The sequence below is a fragment of the Paenibacillus hunanensis genome (assembly GCF_034055775.1).
Taxonomy (GTDB): domain Bacteria; phylum Bacillota; class Bacilli; order Paenibacillales; family Paenibacillaceae; genus Saccharibacillus; species Saccharibacillus hunanensis.
This window is the reverse complement of record NZ_CP139194.1, coordinates 3,539,358-3,557,045: the sequence shown is the minus strand read 5'-3', so window position 1 is coordinate 3,557,045 and position 17,688 is coordinate 3,539,358. Positions and strand designations below refer to the sequence as shown.

Genomic DNA, 17,688 nt, shown 5'->3' with positions numbered 1-17,688 from the left:
CAAAGGAGACGGCAATGCAGACCTATGAACAGGCGCTTCTGGATGCGAAAGCATTTATAGAGGAGCATGACAATTTTCTAGTGGTTTCGCATGTTCAGCCGGACGGAGACGCAGTCAGTTCCACGGTAGCCGTGGGCTGGCTGCTGTCTTGTCTCGGAAAGCAATTTACGCTTGTAAACGAAGGCCCTATTCCAAAGCGTATGAGCTATCTTACGCTATCTGGCGAGATTATGAATCTGCTGGAGGACGGTGGACAACGTCAATATGAGCATGTAATTTGCGTGGATTGTGCGGATTTCAAGCGTGTCGGTCTGGTCAAAAACTGGATGTCGGAAACGGCAGCCATTTTGAATATTGATCACCATCCGACCAATGATCGCTATGGAGCTGTCAATGTCGTCAAAGACGACGCAGCAGCTACTGCGGAAGTGCTGTATGATTGGATCAATCTGTTTGATGTACAATGGACATGTGAAGCAGCCGAGGCGATCTATACCGGTCTTTTAACAGATACAGGCGGATTCCGTTATTCCAGTACGTCACCAAAAGTGATGGAAATCTCTTCACGTTTGCTTGAACTGGGTGTAAACGGGCCTGAGCTGGCAGAAACGTTGCTTGAAGAAGTGACATTGCCACAGGTTAAGGTGCTAGCGCTGGCGTTGTCCACGTTAGAACTTGAAGCCGATGGTAAAATTGCACACGTCTACGTGACTCCAGAGCATATGATTCAAACGGGAGCAGAAAATGAAGACCTTGAGGGCATTGTCAACTATCCGCGCAACATTCAGGGCGTAGAGGTCGGTATCTTTTTCAAGGTTATCGACGAAAATGCTGTTAAAGCCAGTCTTCGTTCGGCAGGACGTATTGATGTTGCCGCAGTCGCACAGCATTTTGGTGGCGGTGGGCATATCAAAGCAGCAGGCTGTCGTCTGGAAGGCAGTCTGGAACAGGTCAAACAACAAGTAGTGTCGTATATAAAGGAGCTTCTATGAACGAATTTGATGGCGTGCTGGCCGTACACAAGCCAGCAGGCTTCACCTCTCACGATGTAGTAGCCAAGGTTCGGCGTATTGTGCGGATGAAGCGTATCGGTCATACAGGTACGCTCGATCCAGCCGTAACAGGCGTACTGCCACTGTGTCTGGGCCGCTCAACGCGGATCGTGGAATATTTGCAAGAAATGCCTAAAGAATACGTAGCGGTCCTGCGTTTCGGTATCGCTACTGATACAGAGGATCTAACCGGCGAAGTTATCGAGCAGATCGATCAGGCTAACATTAGTCGTGAGCAAGTTGAACAAGTACTGAGCACGATGACAGGCACGATCTCTCAGGTTCCGCCGATGTATTCTGCGGTCAAGGTCGATGGCAAACGCCTGTACGAGCTAGCACGCGAAGGGAAAACCGTAGAACGTAAATCCCGCGAGGTAACGATCCACGAGCTGGAAATGATCGGCTGGAAGCCAGACGACCATCCAGAAATCACCTTCCGTGTGCTATGCTCCAAAGGCACCTATATCCGCACACTATGTGTCGATATCGGACGTGCACTCGGCGTACCATCTACCATGGTACAGCTCGTACGTACCGAATCCGCAGGCATCCGTCTGCAACAATGCTTGACCTTCGAGCAGATCGAACAGCTGGTCGAACAGGGCGAGTTGGAACAACATCTTATCCCAGCAGACCAGGCCATGTCCAATCTGCCTGCTTTTACCGTAGATGAGGCAGTATACAAGCACACCCTGCAAGGTAAACATATAGACAGCAAGTATATTCGCCTATATATCGCTTCTGAGAGCGCTACGGTGGCTGAGACAGGTTCTGTATCGGTAAACCTTACAGATACACAAGAGCCAGCTACAAAGCCTACAGCCGATGCAGATCTGCTGCTCAAACTGTATGCACCCGCAGGCGAGTTCATCGGAATTTTCCGCAAGGACGAACCGAGCGATCGTATCGTGCCTGTAAAAGTGTTCCTGCCGTAATTGTATTTGTGTATATGCGTAGCAAATGGGCTTTTGCAGATATCGATTAGCACTCCAAAGCTCAAATGAATAAGTACGAAACAAATAAAGCTTATGCTGCTATCAATGCTCTGTACTAAAGATACTGCGCTATGCTGAATATACAAATATACAATTTCATGTAGGCAGAACTCAGAGTATTGAAGTGTAAAATATCGTTTTTCGATAAATTACATTAGTGTAGCAAGTGAATTGAACTTGCTTAACAAATACTCCTAATAATGTCCTATAAGAAACTAATTAGACGTTTTTATAAAGTTGCTAATAAGCACGGAACGGAGGGAAGGAAATAAGGGGAAAGGACGACTTATAGTGTTAGTGATTTCCTAACACGGGGTTCAATGAAAAGTGATTTTTGCGAAGCAAAATATCTTACTGCTTCAGAGGGGCGGGAATCTACATTTAATTCCTAATCTAGTAGATTCCCGCGGCTCCACCTGAGTCCGTCCCCTTATTCCTTGCCGGAGTGCTTGATGATTCATCATAATTCGAGCTCCAATACTCAAAATCTGAGTAATTGATGTTTAGTGAAACGTATAAGCTCAGCTTCAACTGCAAACCAAAGCAATCAGCCATCAAGCACACCATTACATGCAGCGACAGCAACAACCTGCACATCACTAAACGTGCAGCCTGCCATGCATGAATCCATTTGTAGAAATGCGGGTGATATCACAGTGAACATAGTAAGATTGGCTTATCCCTGGCCGGAAAACGGCATACCACGCGAGGCAGACCCGCAGGTGATGGTCATCGGACAATTTGACGGCGTACATCTCGGTCATAGCAGTGTGATCGATTATGGTATTCGCCTTGCACGTCGCCTGGGCATTACCGCCTCGGTGATGACCTTTGATCCGAATCCGAAGGAAGTGCTGGGTAAGGGAGATTACGAAGGCTATTTGACGCCGCTTTCGATCAAGGAAGAGATTTTGCGCGGAATGGGCGTTGATACGCTGTATGTAGCGGAATTTAATCATGCATTTGCAGCGGTAACGCCAGAGCAATTTTATGAGCAAATGCTGGTGCCACTGCATGTACATACGGCAGTGGTCGGATTTGACTTTCATTTTGGACATCGTGGTGCAGGTACACCGGAGCTGCTTCGTGAGCTTGGTCAGAATTCATTACTCGTGGAGACTGTTCCTGCATTCCTGCTGGAGGATAACAAAGTAAGCAGCTCAGCGATTCGTGCAGCTCTACGCGAAGGGGATGCCAAGCATGCGACGAAGCTGTTAGGTAGACCGTATCAAATTCGCGGTATTGTTATTGATGGGGATAAGCGTGGACGTACGATCGGTTTCCCAACGGCGAATCTGGAGCTGAGCGAGCGCTATGTAGTGCCACGTCCGGGTGTGTATGCGGTTCGTGTGCTGGCTGAAGGCATTTGGCGTGCAGGTGTGATGAATATCGGCTTTAAGCCAACCTTTCAGACGGGCGAGACGCGTCCTAGCTTTGAAGCGCATATTTTGGACTTCCAGGGCGATCTGTATGGACAGCAGCTGGCTGTCGAGCTGATCGATTATATCCGACCTGAGCAGAAGTTTGGTTCGATTGACGAGCTAGTAACACAGATTACACGGGATGCGGAATCGGCAAGACAGATTCTTTTATAAGGGCATTGCTATTTGATATTCGTCTATGCTATACTGAACAACGTTGCTGTTTCCTAGATTCAGTAACCGAACCTTAGCTTGGTTACACGAGTTTCACCGCCGGTAACGAGGCTAATGGCGATTTTTAATGAAACTATTAAGGAGGTGAATAGGATGGCACTTACTCAAGAGCGCAAGCACCAATTGATCGAGGAGTACAGAACTCACGAGTCCGATACAGGATCTCCAGAGGTACAAATCGCTATCCTGACTGAAAACATCGTAAATCTGCAGGATCATTTCCGCAGCCACAAAAAGGATCATCATTCCCGTCGTGGTCTGTTGAAAATGGTAGGTCAACGCCGTAAGCTTCTTGCTTACCTGAAAAAGAACGATGTTAAACGTTACAGTACGTTGATCGAAAGACTCGGTCTGCGTCGCTAAAACTAAAATGCAATTCCAAAGCAGCCTGGTTGTTCAGCCGTATGGTCTTTTCGGAGCCAACGGCGGCGGCCGGGTTGCTTTTTGTAAGTACACATATTTTTCGCTTTTAATTTCCGGAAGGGAATTGGAAGCTGATTATAGAATAGTAGGATGACCTAAAAAGGAGGAATTTCATGGAACAGCGAGTTGAAATGCAGCTCGGAGGCAGAACCCTTGTACTGGAAACTGGCCGTCTGGCTAAACAGGCGAATGCAGCAGTAATGGTACGCTATGGCGATACTGCGGTGCTTTGTACCGTAACTGCCTCTTCCGAGCCGAAAGATCTGGACTTTTTCCCACTTACCGTAAACTATGAAGAAAAGCTGTATGCCGTAGGTAAAATTCCTGGTGGATTCATCAAGCGTGAAGGTAGACCAAGTGAAAAGGCGATTCTGGCAAGCCGTCTGACTGACCGTCCAATCCGTCCATTGTTCCCGGAAGGCTTCCGGAACGATGTACAGGTAGCTAACTATGTAATGAGTGTAGAGCAGGACTGCGAGCCGCAAATTGCTGCGATGATCGGTACTTCTGCTGCACTGAGCATTTCCGATGTACCATTTGATGGCCCAATCGGTGGCGTAGCGGTAGGTCGCGTTGATGGTGAGTTCATCATTAACCCAACACAGGCACAACAAGAAGTGAGCGAAATGTACCTCGTTGTTGCAGGTACACGCGATGCTATCATGATGGTAGAAGCGGAAGCAAATGAGCTGCCGGAAGAAATCATGCTGGAAGCAATCATGTTCGGTCATTCCGAAATTCAAAATATTATCTCCACCATCGAAGAGCTGACTGCTGTAGCAGGCAAGCCGAAAATGGCAGTGAAGCTGCATACCGTTGACGCAGATGTGAACACAGCAGTACGTGCATTTGCAGAAGCACGTCTGGTGGATGCACTGAAAATTGCGGAGAAGCAAGCTCGTCAAGAAGCGATTGACGTGGTGAACAACGACGCAGTTGCTCATTTTGAAGAGCAATATGCAGAAACACCTGATCTGATGGATGACGTCAAAGAAGTGCTGCACGATATCGTTAAAGAAGAAGTGCGCCGTCTGATCACCCATGATAAAGTACGTCCAGATGGACGTAAGCTGGAAGAGATTCGTCCAATCGAATGTGATGCGAATCTGCTGCCACGTACACACGGCTCCGGTCTGTTTACTCGTGGTCAAACACAGGTACTTAGCATTTGTACGCTTGGCGCACTTGGCGATGTACAGATTCTGGATGGTATTGCACCTGAAGAATCCAAGCGTTTTATGCACCATTATAACTTCCCACCATTCAGTGTTGGCGAAGCTCGTCCACTGCGTCCTCCAGGTCGTCGTGAGATCGGTCACGGTGCGCTCGGTGAGCGTGCAATGTCCAAAGTTATTCCTTCGGAAAAAGAATTCCCATACACGATTCGCGTGGTATCGGAAGTTATCGAATCCAATGGTTCGACTTCTCAAGCAAGTATTTGTGCAAGTATCCTGGCAATGATGGATGCAGGCGTACCGATCAAAGCACCTGTAGCAGGTATTGCCATGGGTCTGATCAAAGATGGCGAGCATGTATCCATCCTGAGCGATATTCAAGGTATGGAAGATCATCTCGGCGATATGGACTTCAAGGTAGCAGGTACAGCAGAAGGTGTAACTGCCATCCAGATGGACATCAAAATCAACGGTATCGATCGTCAGATCCTGTCCGAGGCGCTGTCTCAGGCACGTGAAGGACGTTTGCACATCCTTGGTAAAATGAACGAGCTGCTGGACAAACCAAGAACAAGCCTGTCCAAATACGCTCCAAAAATCGTTATCATCAACATCAATCCAGACAAAATCCGCGACGTTATCGGTCCCGGCGGCAAAGTCATCAACAAAATCATTGATGAAACTGGCGTGAAGATCGACATCGAACAGGATGGCCGCGTATTTATCGGCTCGTCGGATGAAGAGATGATCAAAAAAGCACAAAAAATGATCGAAGACCTCGTACGTGAAGTCGTTGTTGGCGAAACGTACCTCGGTAAAGTAAAACGCATCGAGAAATTCGGCGCATTCGTTGAACTGATCCCAGGTAAAGACGGTCTGGTACACATCTCCCAGCTCTCTAACGAGCGCGTAGCCAAAGTGGAGGATGTTGTAGCGATCGGCGATATGATCACGGTGAAAGTAACAGAGATTGACGGTCAAGGTCGCGTGAACCTGTCCCGCAAAGTATTGCTGACAGCAGACAACGCAGAACAAGCAAAGTCCTGATCGTTCGCGCTAGCCAGCGCAATCGTTTCAGGGCATTGCGCCCTTAATTTCATAGCAAGATGAGCAAAAGAGTCAGAGCTTATTCTGTCTCTTTTTTCATTTTGTGTACAAAACGAACGTCAGTATTCTTTATAAGCAAGTACCGTGTAAGTATGAATTGAAGTGATCTAACAACGGCAATTCAAATAGCAGGAATACAGCTAAGAAGATCATGGTAATGCTTATAACGTTTTAGAGAACAAAGTTTGCTACAACCACAGAACGGAGGCAAGGAAATAAGGGAAAAGGACGACTTTGGAACCCAGGAATCTACCCTGACTTCTACATTCGTAGATTCCTGGGTTCCACCTGAGGACGTTCCCTTATTCCTTGCCGGAGTGGTGTAACACACCTGGTAAACGAAGTAAGCGAACTAATTGAACCGCTTAATTCTTTGTACTATAAAAACAAGTTTTTGCAGTCGATGACGTTTTTTCTTCTATTATAAAACGTAGTACCAAACTACAATGCATCATCCATACTCCCTGACAAAACCGTGTCAAACCGCTATCATGCTTGAGCAAGGTTGCATATTCTGTTAGGATAGGAATGCATTTATCAATTAGGGGGCCCGTCTATGGAACGGATACAATTGGATAACGGTTTGCGAATCGTTATGGAAAAAATGCCGACCTTCCGTTCTGTCACATTCGGAATCTGGATCAAAACCGGTTCCCGCAACGAGAATCTTGTGACAAATGGAATTTCGCATTTTATAGAGCATATGCTATTTAAAGGCACCAAGCGCTTTGACGCGAAAAAGATTGCCGAAATTTTCGATGGCATTGGCGGCAATGTGAACGCATTTACAAGTAAGGAATATACATGCTTTTACGCTAAGGTGCTGGATGAGCATCTGGAGATCGCGCTGGATATCCTGTCCGATATGTTCTTCAACTCGTTACTTGACCCAGAAGAATTGGGACGCGAGAAAAACGTCATTTTGGAAGAAATTGCGATGTACGAGGATGATCCAGACGATCTGGTGCATGATCTGGCAACTGTAGCTTCGTATGGCAACCATCCGCTTGCTTATCCAATTCTGGGTACAGCTGAGCGTCTGGAACCGATGGGGCCGGATCAGTTACGTCTATTTATGAAAGATCGCTATACGATTGAAAATACAGTTATCAGCGTTGCTGGTAATATCGATGAGCGTATGGTGCCACTGCTGGAAAAATATTTTGGTGGCTTCGACGTGCATGGACCAGAGCAACAGCTGATCGCACCAGAGTTCAAAGGTGAACTCGTATTCCACAAAAAGAAAACAGAACAAAATCACATCTGCCTGAACTTCCCGGGTGGTAAAATAGATGATCCAAGGTATTATGCGATGGTATTACTCAATAATGCGCTTGGCGGCGGAATGAGCTCGCGTCTATTCCAGGAAATTCGCGAAAAGCGCGGTTTAGCTTATTCGGTCTATTCCTACTACACCGCACACGCGGATAGCGGTCTGTTCACGATCTATGCGGGAACAACACCGAAGCAGACGAAGGATGTATTTGAGCTGACTCATAATCTGCTGCATGATCTCAAGCAAAACGGCTTGACCGAGCAGGAGCTGGAGCAAGGGAAGCAGCAGCTGAAAGGCAGCCTGATCCTGAGTCTGGAAAGCACGAGCAGCCTGATGAATCGTCTAGGCAAAAATGAAATTATGCTTCGTCAGCACGATACCGTGGACGAGACGATCGACTATATTGAGCAGGTGAGTATGGAGGATATTCGCTCGGTCATTGATGATATGTTTGCGGAGCCTTATGCACTTGCGATGGTTGGTGCGTCAGATAAAAGCATTGCACATGTAAGGAGAGATGAACTTGTCCACTAATGCCATTTCGGTAGAAATCAAAACATTACCTAACCATGAAGGTCTGGAGCTGCCACGTAAAATGTCGGAGCAGGCATCTGGCTATGATCTGTACGCTGCGGTAGAGGAGCCAATGGTGCTTCAGCCGGGTGAGCGCGCGCTCGTTCCAACCGGTCTGGCACTGGCAATGCCAGCTGGCCTGGAAGCGCAGATTCGCCCACGTAGTGGTCTGGCATTCAAGCATGGGATTACCTGCTTGAACACACCGGGTACGATCGATGCGGATTATCGCGGTGAGATCAAAGTGCTGCTTATCAATCTGGGCAGTGAAGCATTTGCAATTGCTCGTGGTGAGCGTATTGCTCAAATGGTATTCCAGCTTGTGCCTGATACAGAGCTGGTGCAGGTGAATGAGCTATCTGAGACTGTTCGTGGTGCAGGTGGTTTTGGTCATACCGGTACCCAATAAGCGACTTGACCCAATCGCGGTCGCTGTATCTTCGATCCTCGCTTAAGTGACTATCCATATAAGCGAAACGGCTGTGATCAGCGAAGCGATCCAGCAGAAATAGCATTGCTGGATATCACCGCATTAAAACTTTTCTGCAAAACAGTTGAAAGAAATAACAGGGAATGATATCATTTCTACAATTATTGCAGGATACTGAAATTCATTTCCGGTCCCTGTGACCGGTGGGGGTCTGCGGTGGTCTGAACCGGACCGCCGCTTGGGCGTTTAGGCGCACCCTGCAAAATCGAAGGGGAGAAGATGCTAGATGTCTAATCAATTCTTTAATGTGGCTGTCGTGGGAGCGACAGGAGCAGTAGGTCAACAGATTGTAAGATTGCTGGAGGAGCGCGATTTCCCGGTGAAAACGCTGAAGCTTCTGTCGTCGGCGCGTTCGGCGGGTAAGAAGGTTCTGTTCAAGGGTTCGGAAGTTACCGTGGAAGAAGCAACACCGGATAGCTTTGCTGGTGTAGATATTGCTCTGTTCAGTGCAGGCGGCGATATCACGAAGGCGCTGGCTCCGCATGCAGTACGTCATGGAGCTGTATGTATCGACAATACGAATGCGTATCGCATGGACCCGGATACACCGCTGGTCGTACCTGAGGTCAATGCACATCGTATTGCTGATCACAAAGGTATTATCGCCAATCCAAACTGCTCTACGATCCAGATGGTTGCTGCACTCAAGCCACTTCAAGATCGCTACGGCATCGATCGTATTATCGCATCGACTTATCAGGCGGTATCGGGTGCCGGTAATCAGGCGATTGAAGAATTGAAGCGTCAAAGCAAGGCTGTACTTGCAGGTGAAGACGTACAACCGGATATTTTGCCGGTTGGCGCACTGCCAGTGAAGCATCAAATTGCATTCAATGCAATTCCTCAAATCGATAAATTTCAGGATAACGGCTATACACTGGAAGAAATGAAAATGGTTCGGGAAACGAAGAAAATCATGGAAGATGACTCGATCAAAGTCACCACAACATGTGTCCGTATCCCGGTTGTATACGGACATTCGGAGTCAGTATACGTTGAACTTAAACAGGATGCTGATCTAGACGAGGTTAAACAGCTTCTGCAAAATGCTCCAGGTGTAACACTGGTGGATGATCCATCCAACCAGGCTTATCCGCTGGCAACCGAAGCAGCAGGCCAAAACGACGTATTTGTTGGTCGTTTGCGCCGTGATCTGGACAATCCGCGTGCATTTAACATGTGGATCGTATCGGATAACCTGCTCAAAGGTGCAGCATGGAACGCTGTTCAAATCGCCGAGATCATCGCCGCAAAAACAGCAGTCAACAGCTAACGGAGGCGTGTGGTCAATGACGACCTTATTGCAAAAAACAACTAACATACTGGTACAAAAATTTGGCGGCACATCGCTCTCGACACCAGAGGCGCGTGAGCATGTGCTGCGGCATATCAAACGCGAGCTTGCCCGGCAGGTCAAGCTCGTTGTTGTGGTATCCGCGATGGGTCGCAGTGGCGATCCTTACGCTACCGATACATTGCTGGAGAGCACTGCTAATAATGGCAGTCTTCCTTCCCCGCGTGAGCGCGATCTACTGATGGGCTGTGGAGAGATCATTTCCGCAGTTAATTTGAGCGGTATGCTCGTTCGTGAAGGTATTCCAGCTGTTGCCCTAACAGGCGCACAGGCTGGCTTTATTACGGATGATAACTTTGGCAATGCACGCATTTTGACGATTCGTCCAGAGCGTGTACTGCGTGAGCTGGAAGAAGGCAAGGTGGTTATCGTAACCGGCTTCCAGGGGCAAACTGAACATGGCGATCTGACTACCTTAGGACGCGGCGGCAGCGATACATCAGCAACAGCTCTTGGTGCTGCACTGCATGCGAACATGGTAGATATTTATACAGATGTTGAAGGCATTTTAACCGCTGATCCACGCATCGTTGAAGATGCTAAGCCGCTTGCTTTTGTGAGCTATAACGAAATCTGTAATATGGCGCATCAGGGTGCAAAGGTGATTCATCCGCGTGCCGTGGAGATTGCGATGCAGGCACAGGTGCCGGTACGTGTTCGTTCTACCTTTGCTGAAAGCGAAGGAACCCTCGTTACGCGTCCAGATCAATTTGTGGATTCACCTGGTGGCGTTATTGATCGTTTTGTTACAGGTATCACCTATATGACCAATGTAACGCAAATTACCGTTACCGAGCAGGAAGGTATCGATAATCTGTCGCTGAAAGTATTCGAAGCAATGGCGGACAATCGCATCAGTGTCGATTTTATCAACGTAACCCCGCATGGCGCGGTATATACCGTATTGGATAGCGAAGCAGAGCGTGCAACAACGCTGCTTCAATCAATGGGACTACAGCCAACCAGCTTGAGCGGTTGTGCCAAGGTTTCTGTTGTAGGTGGTGGCATTAACGGTGTGCCTGGTATTATGGCACGAATCGTAGCTGCCTTGACCGGACAGGGAATTACCATCCTTCAGTCTGCTGACTCCAATACGACCATCTGGGTGCTCGTCAAGAAAGAAGATATGGTTCCAGCGGTTCGCGCGCTGCATAACCAGTTTGAGCTGCACCTATAATCTGACCAAGTTCTGCGGGAAGCATCCCGTATTGAAGGAGGAAAAACATTGGTAGACTTCGGAAGACTGATTACGGCGATGGTCACACCCTTTAACGATCAGGATGAGATCGATTGGGAGGTAACAGCCCGTTTAATTGATTATTTGATTGAGGAGCAAAAGTCTGAATCACTCGTCATCTGCGGTACAACCGGTGAATCACCTACACTGACAGATGAAGAGAAGCTCGAAATGTTCCGTTTTGCAGTGAAGCATGCAGCTGGTCGATGTAAAATCATCGCCGGTACGGGCAGTAACAATACGAAGCACTCGATCCACCTTACCCGCGAAGCATCCAAGCTGGGGGTGGACGGGCTGCTGCTCGTTGTACCGTATTACAATAAGCCGAACCAGGCAGGTCTGTACCAGCATTTCAAAGCGATTGCTGAAGCGACTGAGCTTCCAGTCATTTTGTACAATGTACCAGGACGTACCGTTACCTGCTTATCAGCTGAAACAACGCTGCAACTGGCACAGATCAGCAATATCGTAGCGACGAAGGAATGTGCGTCGATTGATCAGGTGACGGAGATTGCCGCTGGCGCGCCAGAGGGCTTCCGTATTTACTCGGGTGAGGACGCAACAGGCTTTGCTGCGATTACAGTTGGTGCACACGGTATTATCAGTGTGGCGAGCCATGTGGTTGGTCAGAAGATGCATGATATGATTCATTCGTATGTGAATGGAGATGTGACGCAAGCTGCACGCATCAATCAGCAGCTATTGCCGCTGTTCAAAGGCTTGTTTGCCTGCCCTGATCCATTGCCGAATCCATCAGCGGTTAAATATGCGCTATGCACACGTGGGTACGGTAACGGTGATGTACGACTGCCGCTAATTGGTCCCTCGGAGGCACAGCGTGAATTTATCCAGGCTTTGCTGTAAAAGCAGGTGTAGAGCTACAGCTGCTTTCTATCAGACATAGGTACTGCATCGTAGCAATGCTTCAATGCAATACAATTGTATAAAATATACGTAACAGAATGCATCCCTTAATGCACATTCAAATGCCTATAGGCAGGGTAATGAGCATTGAGGGGTGCATTTTTGCATGTATAGGGCTGTATAGATTGGCGTTAGGGATCGGGTGATAGCGGATTTTAAACAATATTTTGGCTTGATATGAAAGGGTTTTACTTGCTTGTAGGACGAGGTTTCAAACATGACTTGTGTTTTTGTTTTTTAATCATGTATAATATTCTTAAGTGACTGGGTGCGGTATAAAAAAGTAATACGAATTTGCTGATAGAATTCTTTGTCAGGCAGAGTGTTCGTGACATCGGCAAATTATGCAAGAATGTGAAACATTCGGATGCTGGTTTCTTGCATACTTCAACTGGTGATCGCCGGTTTGTATTGTTATAGCCAATGTGTGCGATTTGTTTTATAAATGATCCAATATGTAGAAGAAAACCAAATGATTTTGTTTATAAATATTAAAATGACGTCCAACAATTACAGGAGGTATAGATTACATTGTCCAAGAAAAATACAAATAACGAAAAACTGACGATCTTTGCACTGGGCGGCGTCGGTGAAATTGGTAAAAACATGTACGTCATTCAGTATGCGAATGACATCGTCGTAGTGGATTCAGGCTTGAAATTCCCGGAAGAGGATATGCTGGGTATTGATATGGTTATTCCAGATATTTCCTACCTCAAGGAAAATCAGGATAAAGTTCGCGGTATTTTGCTCACACACGGTCACGAAGACCACATCGGCGGCTTGCCTTATGTGCTGAAGCATCTCAATGTACCTATTTATGGCACACGCCTGACTATGGGACTTGTAGAGAATAAGCTGAAAGAAGCCAACCTGCTTGGCGAAACGAAACGAATCCTGATTCATGAGGATTCCGAAGTGAAGCTGGGTAACACCATCACTGCTACGTTCTTCCGTACCAATCACAGTATTCCAGATTCCGTAGGTGTCTGCCTGGCTACTCCAGAAGGAAACGTTGTTCATACAGGTGACTTCAAATTTGACCATACTCCGGTCAATAACGAATTTGCTAACCTGCAACGTATGGCTGAAATCGGTGCCAAAGGCGTACTTGCTCTGTTATCAGACAGTACAAATGCGGATCGCCCGGGCTATACACCTTCTGAAAAAACTGTTGGTGTCGTGCTGGAGGATATTTTCCGCAAATCGCCACAGCGCGTTGTTGTAGCGACATTCGCTTCCAACGTTCACCGTATTCAACAGGTTGTGAATGCAGCAGCAGTAACTGGACGCAAAATTACAGTTATCGGACGTAGTATGGTAAACGTAGTAAGCATCGCAAGTGATCTGGGCTATCTGGACATTCCAGACGGCATGCTGATCGAGCCGGAAGAAGTCAACAAAATGGCAGCGGATCGCGTTGTTATTCTGTCGACAGGTAGCCAGGGCGAGCCGATGTCTGCACTGACACGTATGGCACGCTCCACACACCGCAAGGTTGATATTTTGCCAGGCGATAGCGTAATTATCGCAGCAACACCAGTACCTGGTAATGAAAAATATATTGGCCGTACGATCGATGAGCTGTTCCGTCTTGGCGCTAACGTGTACTATAGCGGCGCTAACCCGGGCGTTCACGTATCCGGTCACGGTTCGCAGGAAGAGCTGAAGCTGATGCTGAACCTGATGAAACCAAAATTCTTCATCCCAATCCACGGTGAATACCGTATGCAGCGCAGACACGCGATGCTGGGTGAAGCGACAGGTGTAGATCCAGAGAACATCTTCATCGTAGACATCGGTGATACCGTGGAAATCCAAAACGGTTCCGCACGCAAAGCTGGTAAAGTCACTTCTGGTAACGTGCTGATCGATGGTCTAGGTGTAGGTGATGTAGGTAACATCGTATTGCGCGACCGTAAGCTACTGTCTCAAGACGGTATCATGGTCGTTGTCGTTACACTGAGCAAGCAAAATGGTCAGATCGTATCCGGACCCGACATCATCTCTCGTGGATTTGTCTATGTTCGTGAATCGGAAGGACTGCTGGACGAAGCGAATCGCATCGTAACTAGCACATTGCAGCGTTTGATGAGCGAGAACGTTAACGAGTGGGCTTCCCTGAAAACAAGCGTAAAAGACGCGCTTGGCCGTTTCCTGTACGAGCAAACACGCCGCAGACCGATGATTCTGCCAATCATTATGGAAGTGTAAGCACATGACCTCTTTCGTAGGAACGTGCTTTTTGAATAATAGGTAAGGGCAACCAGTCGCCCCTGATTTTCCGCATGGTATATTGGACGGTCCCATGCGGGGAACAGGGGTTTTGTTTTTTTTAGAAAGGTATGTATTTTCGCAGGCGGGATGGTATGATGGAGATGCTGGTTGCTGTTCGCATTATGGCGTGAAAAGGCGAACGCAAGTGTCAGCAAATATGCTATAATTACACATCGGAGGTGGTAACAGGTGGCTAAACCGAAAGCAACCCAGAAAACACGAGCAGCAAGCAAAACAACCCGGAAGCCGTCGCCATCTGCTGCGCGGAAGCCGGCGCAACCGAAACGAAAAGCATCCTCAACAAGGACAGGTACAACAGCGCGTAAGCGTAAAGCGCAGGCACCTGCACTTGGATTGTTGAAATATGAAATTTATGGGATTTTGCTCATTACGTTATCGGTCATTGCTCTATCACGGCAAGCAGCCGTAGGGCATTTTTTGTATTACATAAGTTCGTTTATTTTAGGGAAAGTATATTTTGTATTGCCACTTGCCGGTATATATATCGGCTTGATGACGATGCTGCGTCAACGCTGGGCGAACGGTTGGAACAGTCGTACGACAGGATTGGTTTTACTTGTATGTACACTAACCTTAATGAGCATCCTGATTCATGTTCCAGCGCTACAGCTTGAATCGTTACCTGCAAGACAGGCAGCAGGTGGCTACGTGGGAGCTGTGCAAATGTGGCTGCTCCTGATGTTGTTCGGCGTGACGGTAACGAAGCTAATTACGGGCGTAATGCTGATCATTAGCCTGATGCTGATTACACGCATGTCGCTTGTACAGATCGTGGAGTACGGACAGGCGATTGTTGCTCGTATTGGTGCTTCGACTCGTCAGCAATGGCAGGCTTCGCGTGAAGCAGCAGCAGAGCGCCGACAGGAGCGTGAGCTAGAGCTGGCTGCGGAAGCAGAGGCAGAAGTGCATGAATCGCATACAAGCGAAGAGGACGATGCTGAGGCAACACGTAGCAAGGGCCTGCTTGCCTGGTTGCATAGAGAAAGACATGGAGAGCTTGAACAGGAAACGGAAGTCGATGGAGAGGAAGCGTTGTATGCTGCTGCACCGGAGCGAAAGCCGATTACTCGCAGTAAATCGTCACGTAAGTCGGCAGCAGATGCAGCTTCGATTGTCACAGCATCATCTGATTTGACGACACAGAACGAAGATATTCGTATACACGGCTTGCATGATCGTCATCTAGAGGATGATTTGCTGGACGATGCAGCAGATATAGCTGTGGCATCTGGCATTGGTCTAAATGGCGCAGGTGTAGCACCATTAGCGGGAGCAGCAGGTGCTTCTACTGTGGCGGCAAGTACAGTAGAAGGAGATCGTACTCCTATTATCCGCGACTTTTTTGAGCAAATTCGTTCCGAGCAGTCTGGTCATAACGGTGCTGAAATGGAAGCAGAAGCCTTATATGATGCAGATAAGTCTACTTCGGATACATCCGATCGTGACTGGCAAGCTAGTGATGCGTGGACAGCTCCACAGCAGTCTGGGTCAGAGCTGAATCCGTCTCATTTTAATAATGAACAAGTATCGTCAGCAGCAGTTGATGGAGCTTCCAATGTACCATTAGAATCGGTGGACATGGATACAACAGGAGCAGATGCTCTAGAATCTATAGGAGCCGGGCAGGGAGATACACCAGCAACAGATGGACAAGCAATGGTTACACCCCCACCGCCTCCACCGAAGCCTTATCGTTTACCACCATTTAGTCTGTTAGCTAAGCCGAAGGTGACTGGTAATGCAGCCGATCAGAATGATTATATGCAAATTGCACGGAAGCTGGAGACGACACTGGAAAGCTTTGGCGTGCGTGCCAAAGTGCTAGAGGTGGTACGCGGCCCTGCGGTTACACGTTATGAGATTCAGCCCGATGTCGGTGTAAAGGTAAGCCGGATTGTTGGCTTGACGGATGATATTGCACTGGCATTAGCGGCAAAGGATATACGGATGGAGGCTCCGATTCCTGGTAAATCGGCAATCGGGATTGAGGTACCGAACAATGAAGTGGCCATGGTCACCATGCGTGAAGTGATGGAGACACAAATCTTCCAGGAATCTGAAGCCCGCTTATCGATTGCTTTTGGACGGGATATCGCTGGACAGACGATTGTCGGCAATCTGGCGAAGATGCCCCATTTACTTGTAGCAGGGGCAACGGGTTCGGGTAAATCGGTTTGTATTAATGGCATTATTACCAGCATTCTATACAAAGCCAAGCCGGATGAAGTGAAATTCCTAATGGTCGATCCGAAGATGGTGGAATTAAATATTTATAATGGGATTCCGCATTTGCTTGCACCAGTCGTAACCGATCCACGCCGTGCTTCGCTCGCTCTAAAAAAGATCGTAGTCGAGATGGAAAAACGCTATGATCTATTTTCCAAATCGGGCACGCGTAATATGGAAGGCTACAACAATCTGATGAAGGATAATCCAGCGGCGATTTTGCCTTATATCGTCGTAATTGTCGATGAGCTTGCCGATCTGATGATGGTTGCTGCGGGTGATGTAGAGGATGCGATTGCACGTCTTGCCCAGATGGCACGGGCAGCAGGTATTCACCTGATTATCGCAACCCAGCGTCCATCGGTTGACGTTATTACAGGTGTAATCAAAGCGAATATTCCATCACGAATTGCCTTTGGTGTATCGTCTCAGATCGACTCACGTACGATTCTGGATATGGGTGGTGCGGAGAAACTGCTTGGACGTGGAGACATGCTGTTTATGCCTGTTGGTTCTTCCAAGCCTGTTCGTGTACAAGGCGCATTCATGTCCGATCAGGAGGTTGAGGCCATCGTTAATTATTGCCGCGATCAAGCAGAGGCAGAGTACAATGACGATATTGTGCCGGAGATTGATGATTCGGTAACAGCTATAGAGGAACAGAAGGACGAGCTATTTGATCAGGCAGTACAGATCGTTGTAGAGGCGAAGCAGGCTTCGGTATCGTTATTACAGCGCCGTATGCGTGTTGGGTATACGCGTGCAGCACGCTTGATCGATTCCTTAGAAGCACATGGTATTGTAGGCCCTTATGAAGGCAGTAAGCCGCGAGAGGTACTCGTTTCACCTGAGCAATATCATCAGATTAGTACAGGTAGCTAATATAGCAGATTGAAGATCGAA

12 protein-coding genes are annotated in these 17,688 nt (G+C 47.8%); all 12 read left to right on the top strand.

Annotation, left to right across the window (positions count from 1 at the left end):
• Positions 1 to 14 precede the first annotated feature (14 nt).
• The 12 genes from SK066_RS14330 (at position 15) to SK066_RS14275 (ending at position 17,667) form a co-directional block, all read left to right on the top strand.
• On the top strand, positions 15 to 992 hold the full coding sequence (locus SK066_RS14330; protein ID WP_320542014.1) for a DHH family phosphoesterase: 978 nt from the start codon (positions 15 to 17) through the stop codon (positions 990 to 992).
• A complete protein-coding gene (truB, locus tag SK066_RS14325) occupies positions 989 to 1,987 on the top strand; it encodes a tRNA pseudouridine(55) synthase TruB (RefSeq protein WP_320542013.1) in 999 nt (332 codons plus the stop codon). Before SK066_RS14330 ends, truB begins: the two co-directional genes overlap by 4 nt.
• 716 nt (positions 1,988 to 2,703) lie before the next feature.
• Positions 2,704 to 3,642, top strand: coding sequence for a bifunctional riboflavin kinase/FAD synthetase (locus SK066_RS14320; RefSeq protein ID WP_320542012.1), 939 nt, complete (start codon positions 2,704 to 2,706; stop codon positions 3,640 to 3,642).
• 153 nt (positions 3,643 to 3,795) lie between these two features.
• Positions 3,796 to 4,065, top strand: coding sequence for a 30S ribosomal protein S15 (gene rpsO / locus SK066_RS14315; RefSeq protein ID WP_188776702.1), 270 nt, complete (start codon positions 3,796 to 3,798; stop codon positions 4,063 to 4,065).
• Positions 4,066 to 4,238: 173 nt separating this feature from the next.
• On the top strand, positions 4,239 to 6,347 hold the full coding sequence (pnp, locus tag SK066_RS14310; protein ID WP_188776703.1) for a polyribonucleotide nucleotidyltransferase: 2,109 nt from the start codon (positions 4,239 to 4,241) through the stop codon (positions 6,345 to 6,347).
• Positions 6,348 to 6,963: 616 nt separating this feature from the next.
• Positions 6,964 to 8,217 carry a M16 family metallopeptidase gene (locus SK066_RS14305; RefSeq protein WP_188776704.1) on the top strand — a complete coding sequence of 418 codons (1,254 nt, stop codon included), beginning with the start codon at positions 6,964 to 6,966 and terminating at the stop codon, positions 8,215 to 8,217.
• 61 nt (positions 8,218 to 8,278) lie between these two features.
• Entirely contained in the window at positions 8,279 to 8,665 is a 387-nt protein-coding gene (gene dut / locus SK066_RS14300) for a dUTP diphosphatase (protein WP_320544891.1), read from the top strand.
• A gap of 307 nt (positions 8,666 to 8,972) precedes the next feature.
• On the top strand, positions 8,973 to 10,019 hold the full coding sequence (locus tag SK066_RS14295; protein WP_188776706.1) for an aspartate-semialdehyde dehydrogenase: 1,047 nt from the start codon (positions 8,973 to 8,975) through the stop codon (positions 10,017 to 10,019).
• A gap of 16 nt (positions 10,020 to 10,035) precedes the next feature.
• Positions 10,036 to 11,277 carry an aspartate kinase gene (gene dapG, locus SK066_RS14290; protein WP_320542011.1) on the top strand — a complete coding sequence of 414 codons (1,242 nt, stop codon included), beginning with the start codon at positions 10,036 to 10,038 and terminating at the stop codon, positions 11,275 to 11,277.
• A gap of 48 nt (positions 11,278 to 11,325) precedes the next feature.
• Positions 11,326 to 12,201, top strand: coding sequence for a 4-hydroxy-tetrahydrodipicolinate synthase (gene dapA / locus SK066_RS14285; protein WP_188776708.1), 876 nt, complete (start codon positions 11,326 to 11,328; stop codon positions 12,199 to 12,201).
• 591 nt (positions 12,202 to 12,792) lie between these two features.
• Entirely contained in the window at positions 12,793 to 14,475 is a 1,683-nt protein-coding gene (locus SK066_RS14280) for a ribonuclease J (RefSeq protein ID WP_188776709.1), read from the top strand.
• A gap of 252 nt (positions 14,476 to 14,727) precedes the next feature.
• Positions 14,728 to 17,667 carry an FtsK/SpoIIIE family DNA translocase gene (locus SK066_RS14275; protein ID WP_320542010.1) on the top strand — a complete coding sequence of 980 codons (2,940 nt, stop codon included), beginning with the start codon at positions 14,728 to 14,730 and terminating at the stop codon, positions 17,665 to 17,667.
• The last annotated feature ends 21 nt before the right edge of the window (positions 17,668 to 17,688 follow it).

What these genes read in the sequence shown, in the direction of transcription:
- SK066_RS14330 (WP_320542014.1), top strand. Translation starts at nt 15, where the DNA reads ATGCAGACCTATGAACAGGCGCTTCTGGATGCGAAAGCATTTATAGAG.
- truB (WP_320542013.1), top strand. Translation starts at nt 989, where the DNA reads ATGAACGAATTTGATGGCGTGCTGGCCGTACACAAGCCAGCAGGCTTC.
- rpsO (WP_188776702.1), top strand. Translation starts at nt 3,796, where the DNA reads ATGGCACTTACTCAAGAGCGCAAGCACCAATTGATCGAGGAGTACAGA.
- pnp (WP_188776703.1), top strand. Translation starts at nt 4,239, where the DNA reads ATGGAACAGCGAGTTGAAATGCAGCTCGGAGGCAGAACCCTTGTACTG.
- SK066_RS14305 (WP_188776704.1), top strand. Translation starts at nt 6,964, where the DNA reads ATGGAACGGATACAATTGGATAACGGTTTGCGAATCGTTATGGAAAAA.
- dut (WP_320544891.1), top strand. Translation starts at nt 8,279, where the DNA reads ATGTCGGAGCAGGCATCTGGCTATGATCTGTACGCTGCGGTAGAGGAG.
- SK066_RS14295 (WP_188776706.1), top strand. Translation starts at nt 8,973, where the DNA reads ATGTCTAATCAATTCTTTAATGTGGCTGTCGTGGGAGCGACAGGAGCA.
- dapG (WP_320542011.1), top strand. Translation starts at nt 10,036, where the DNA reads ATGACGACCTTATTGCAAAAAACAACTAACATACTGGTACAAAAATTT.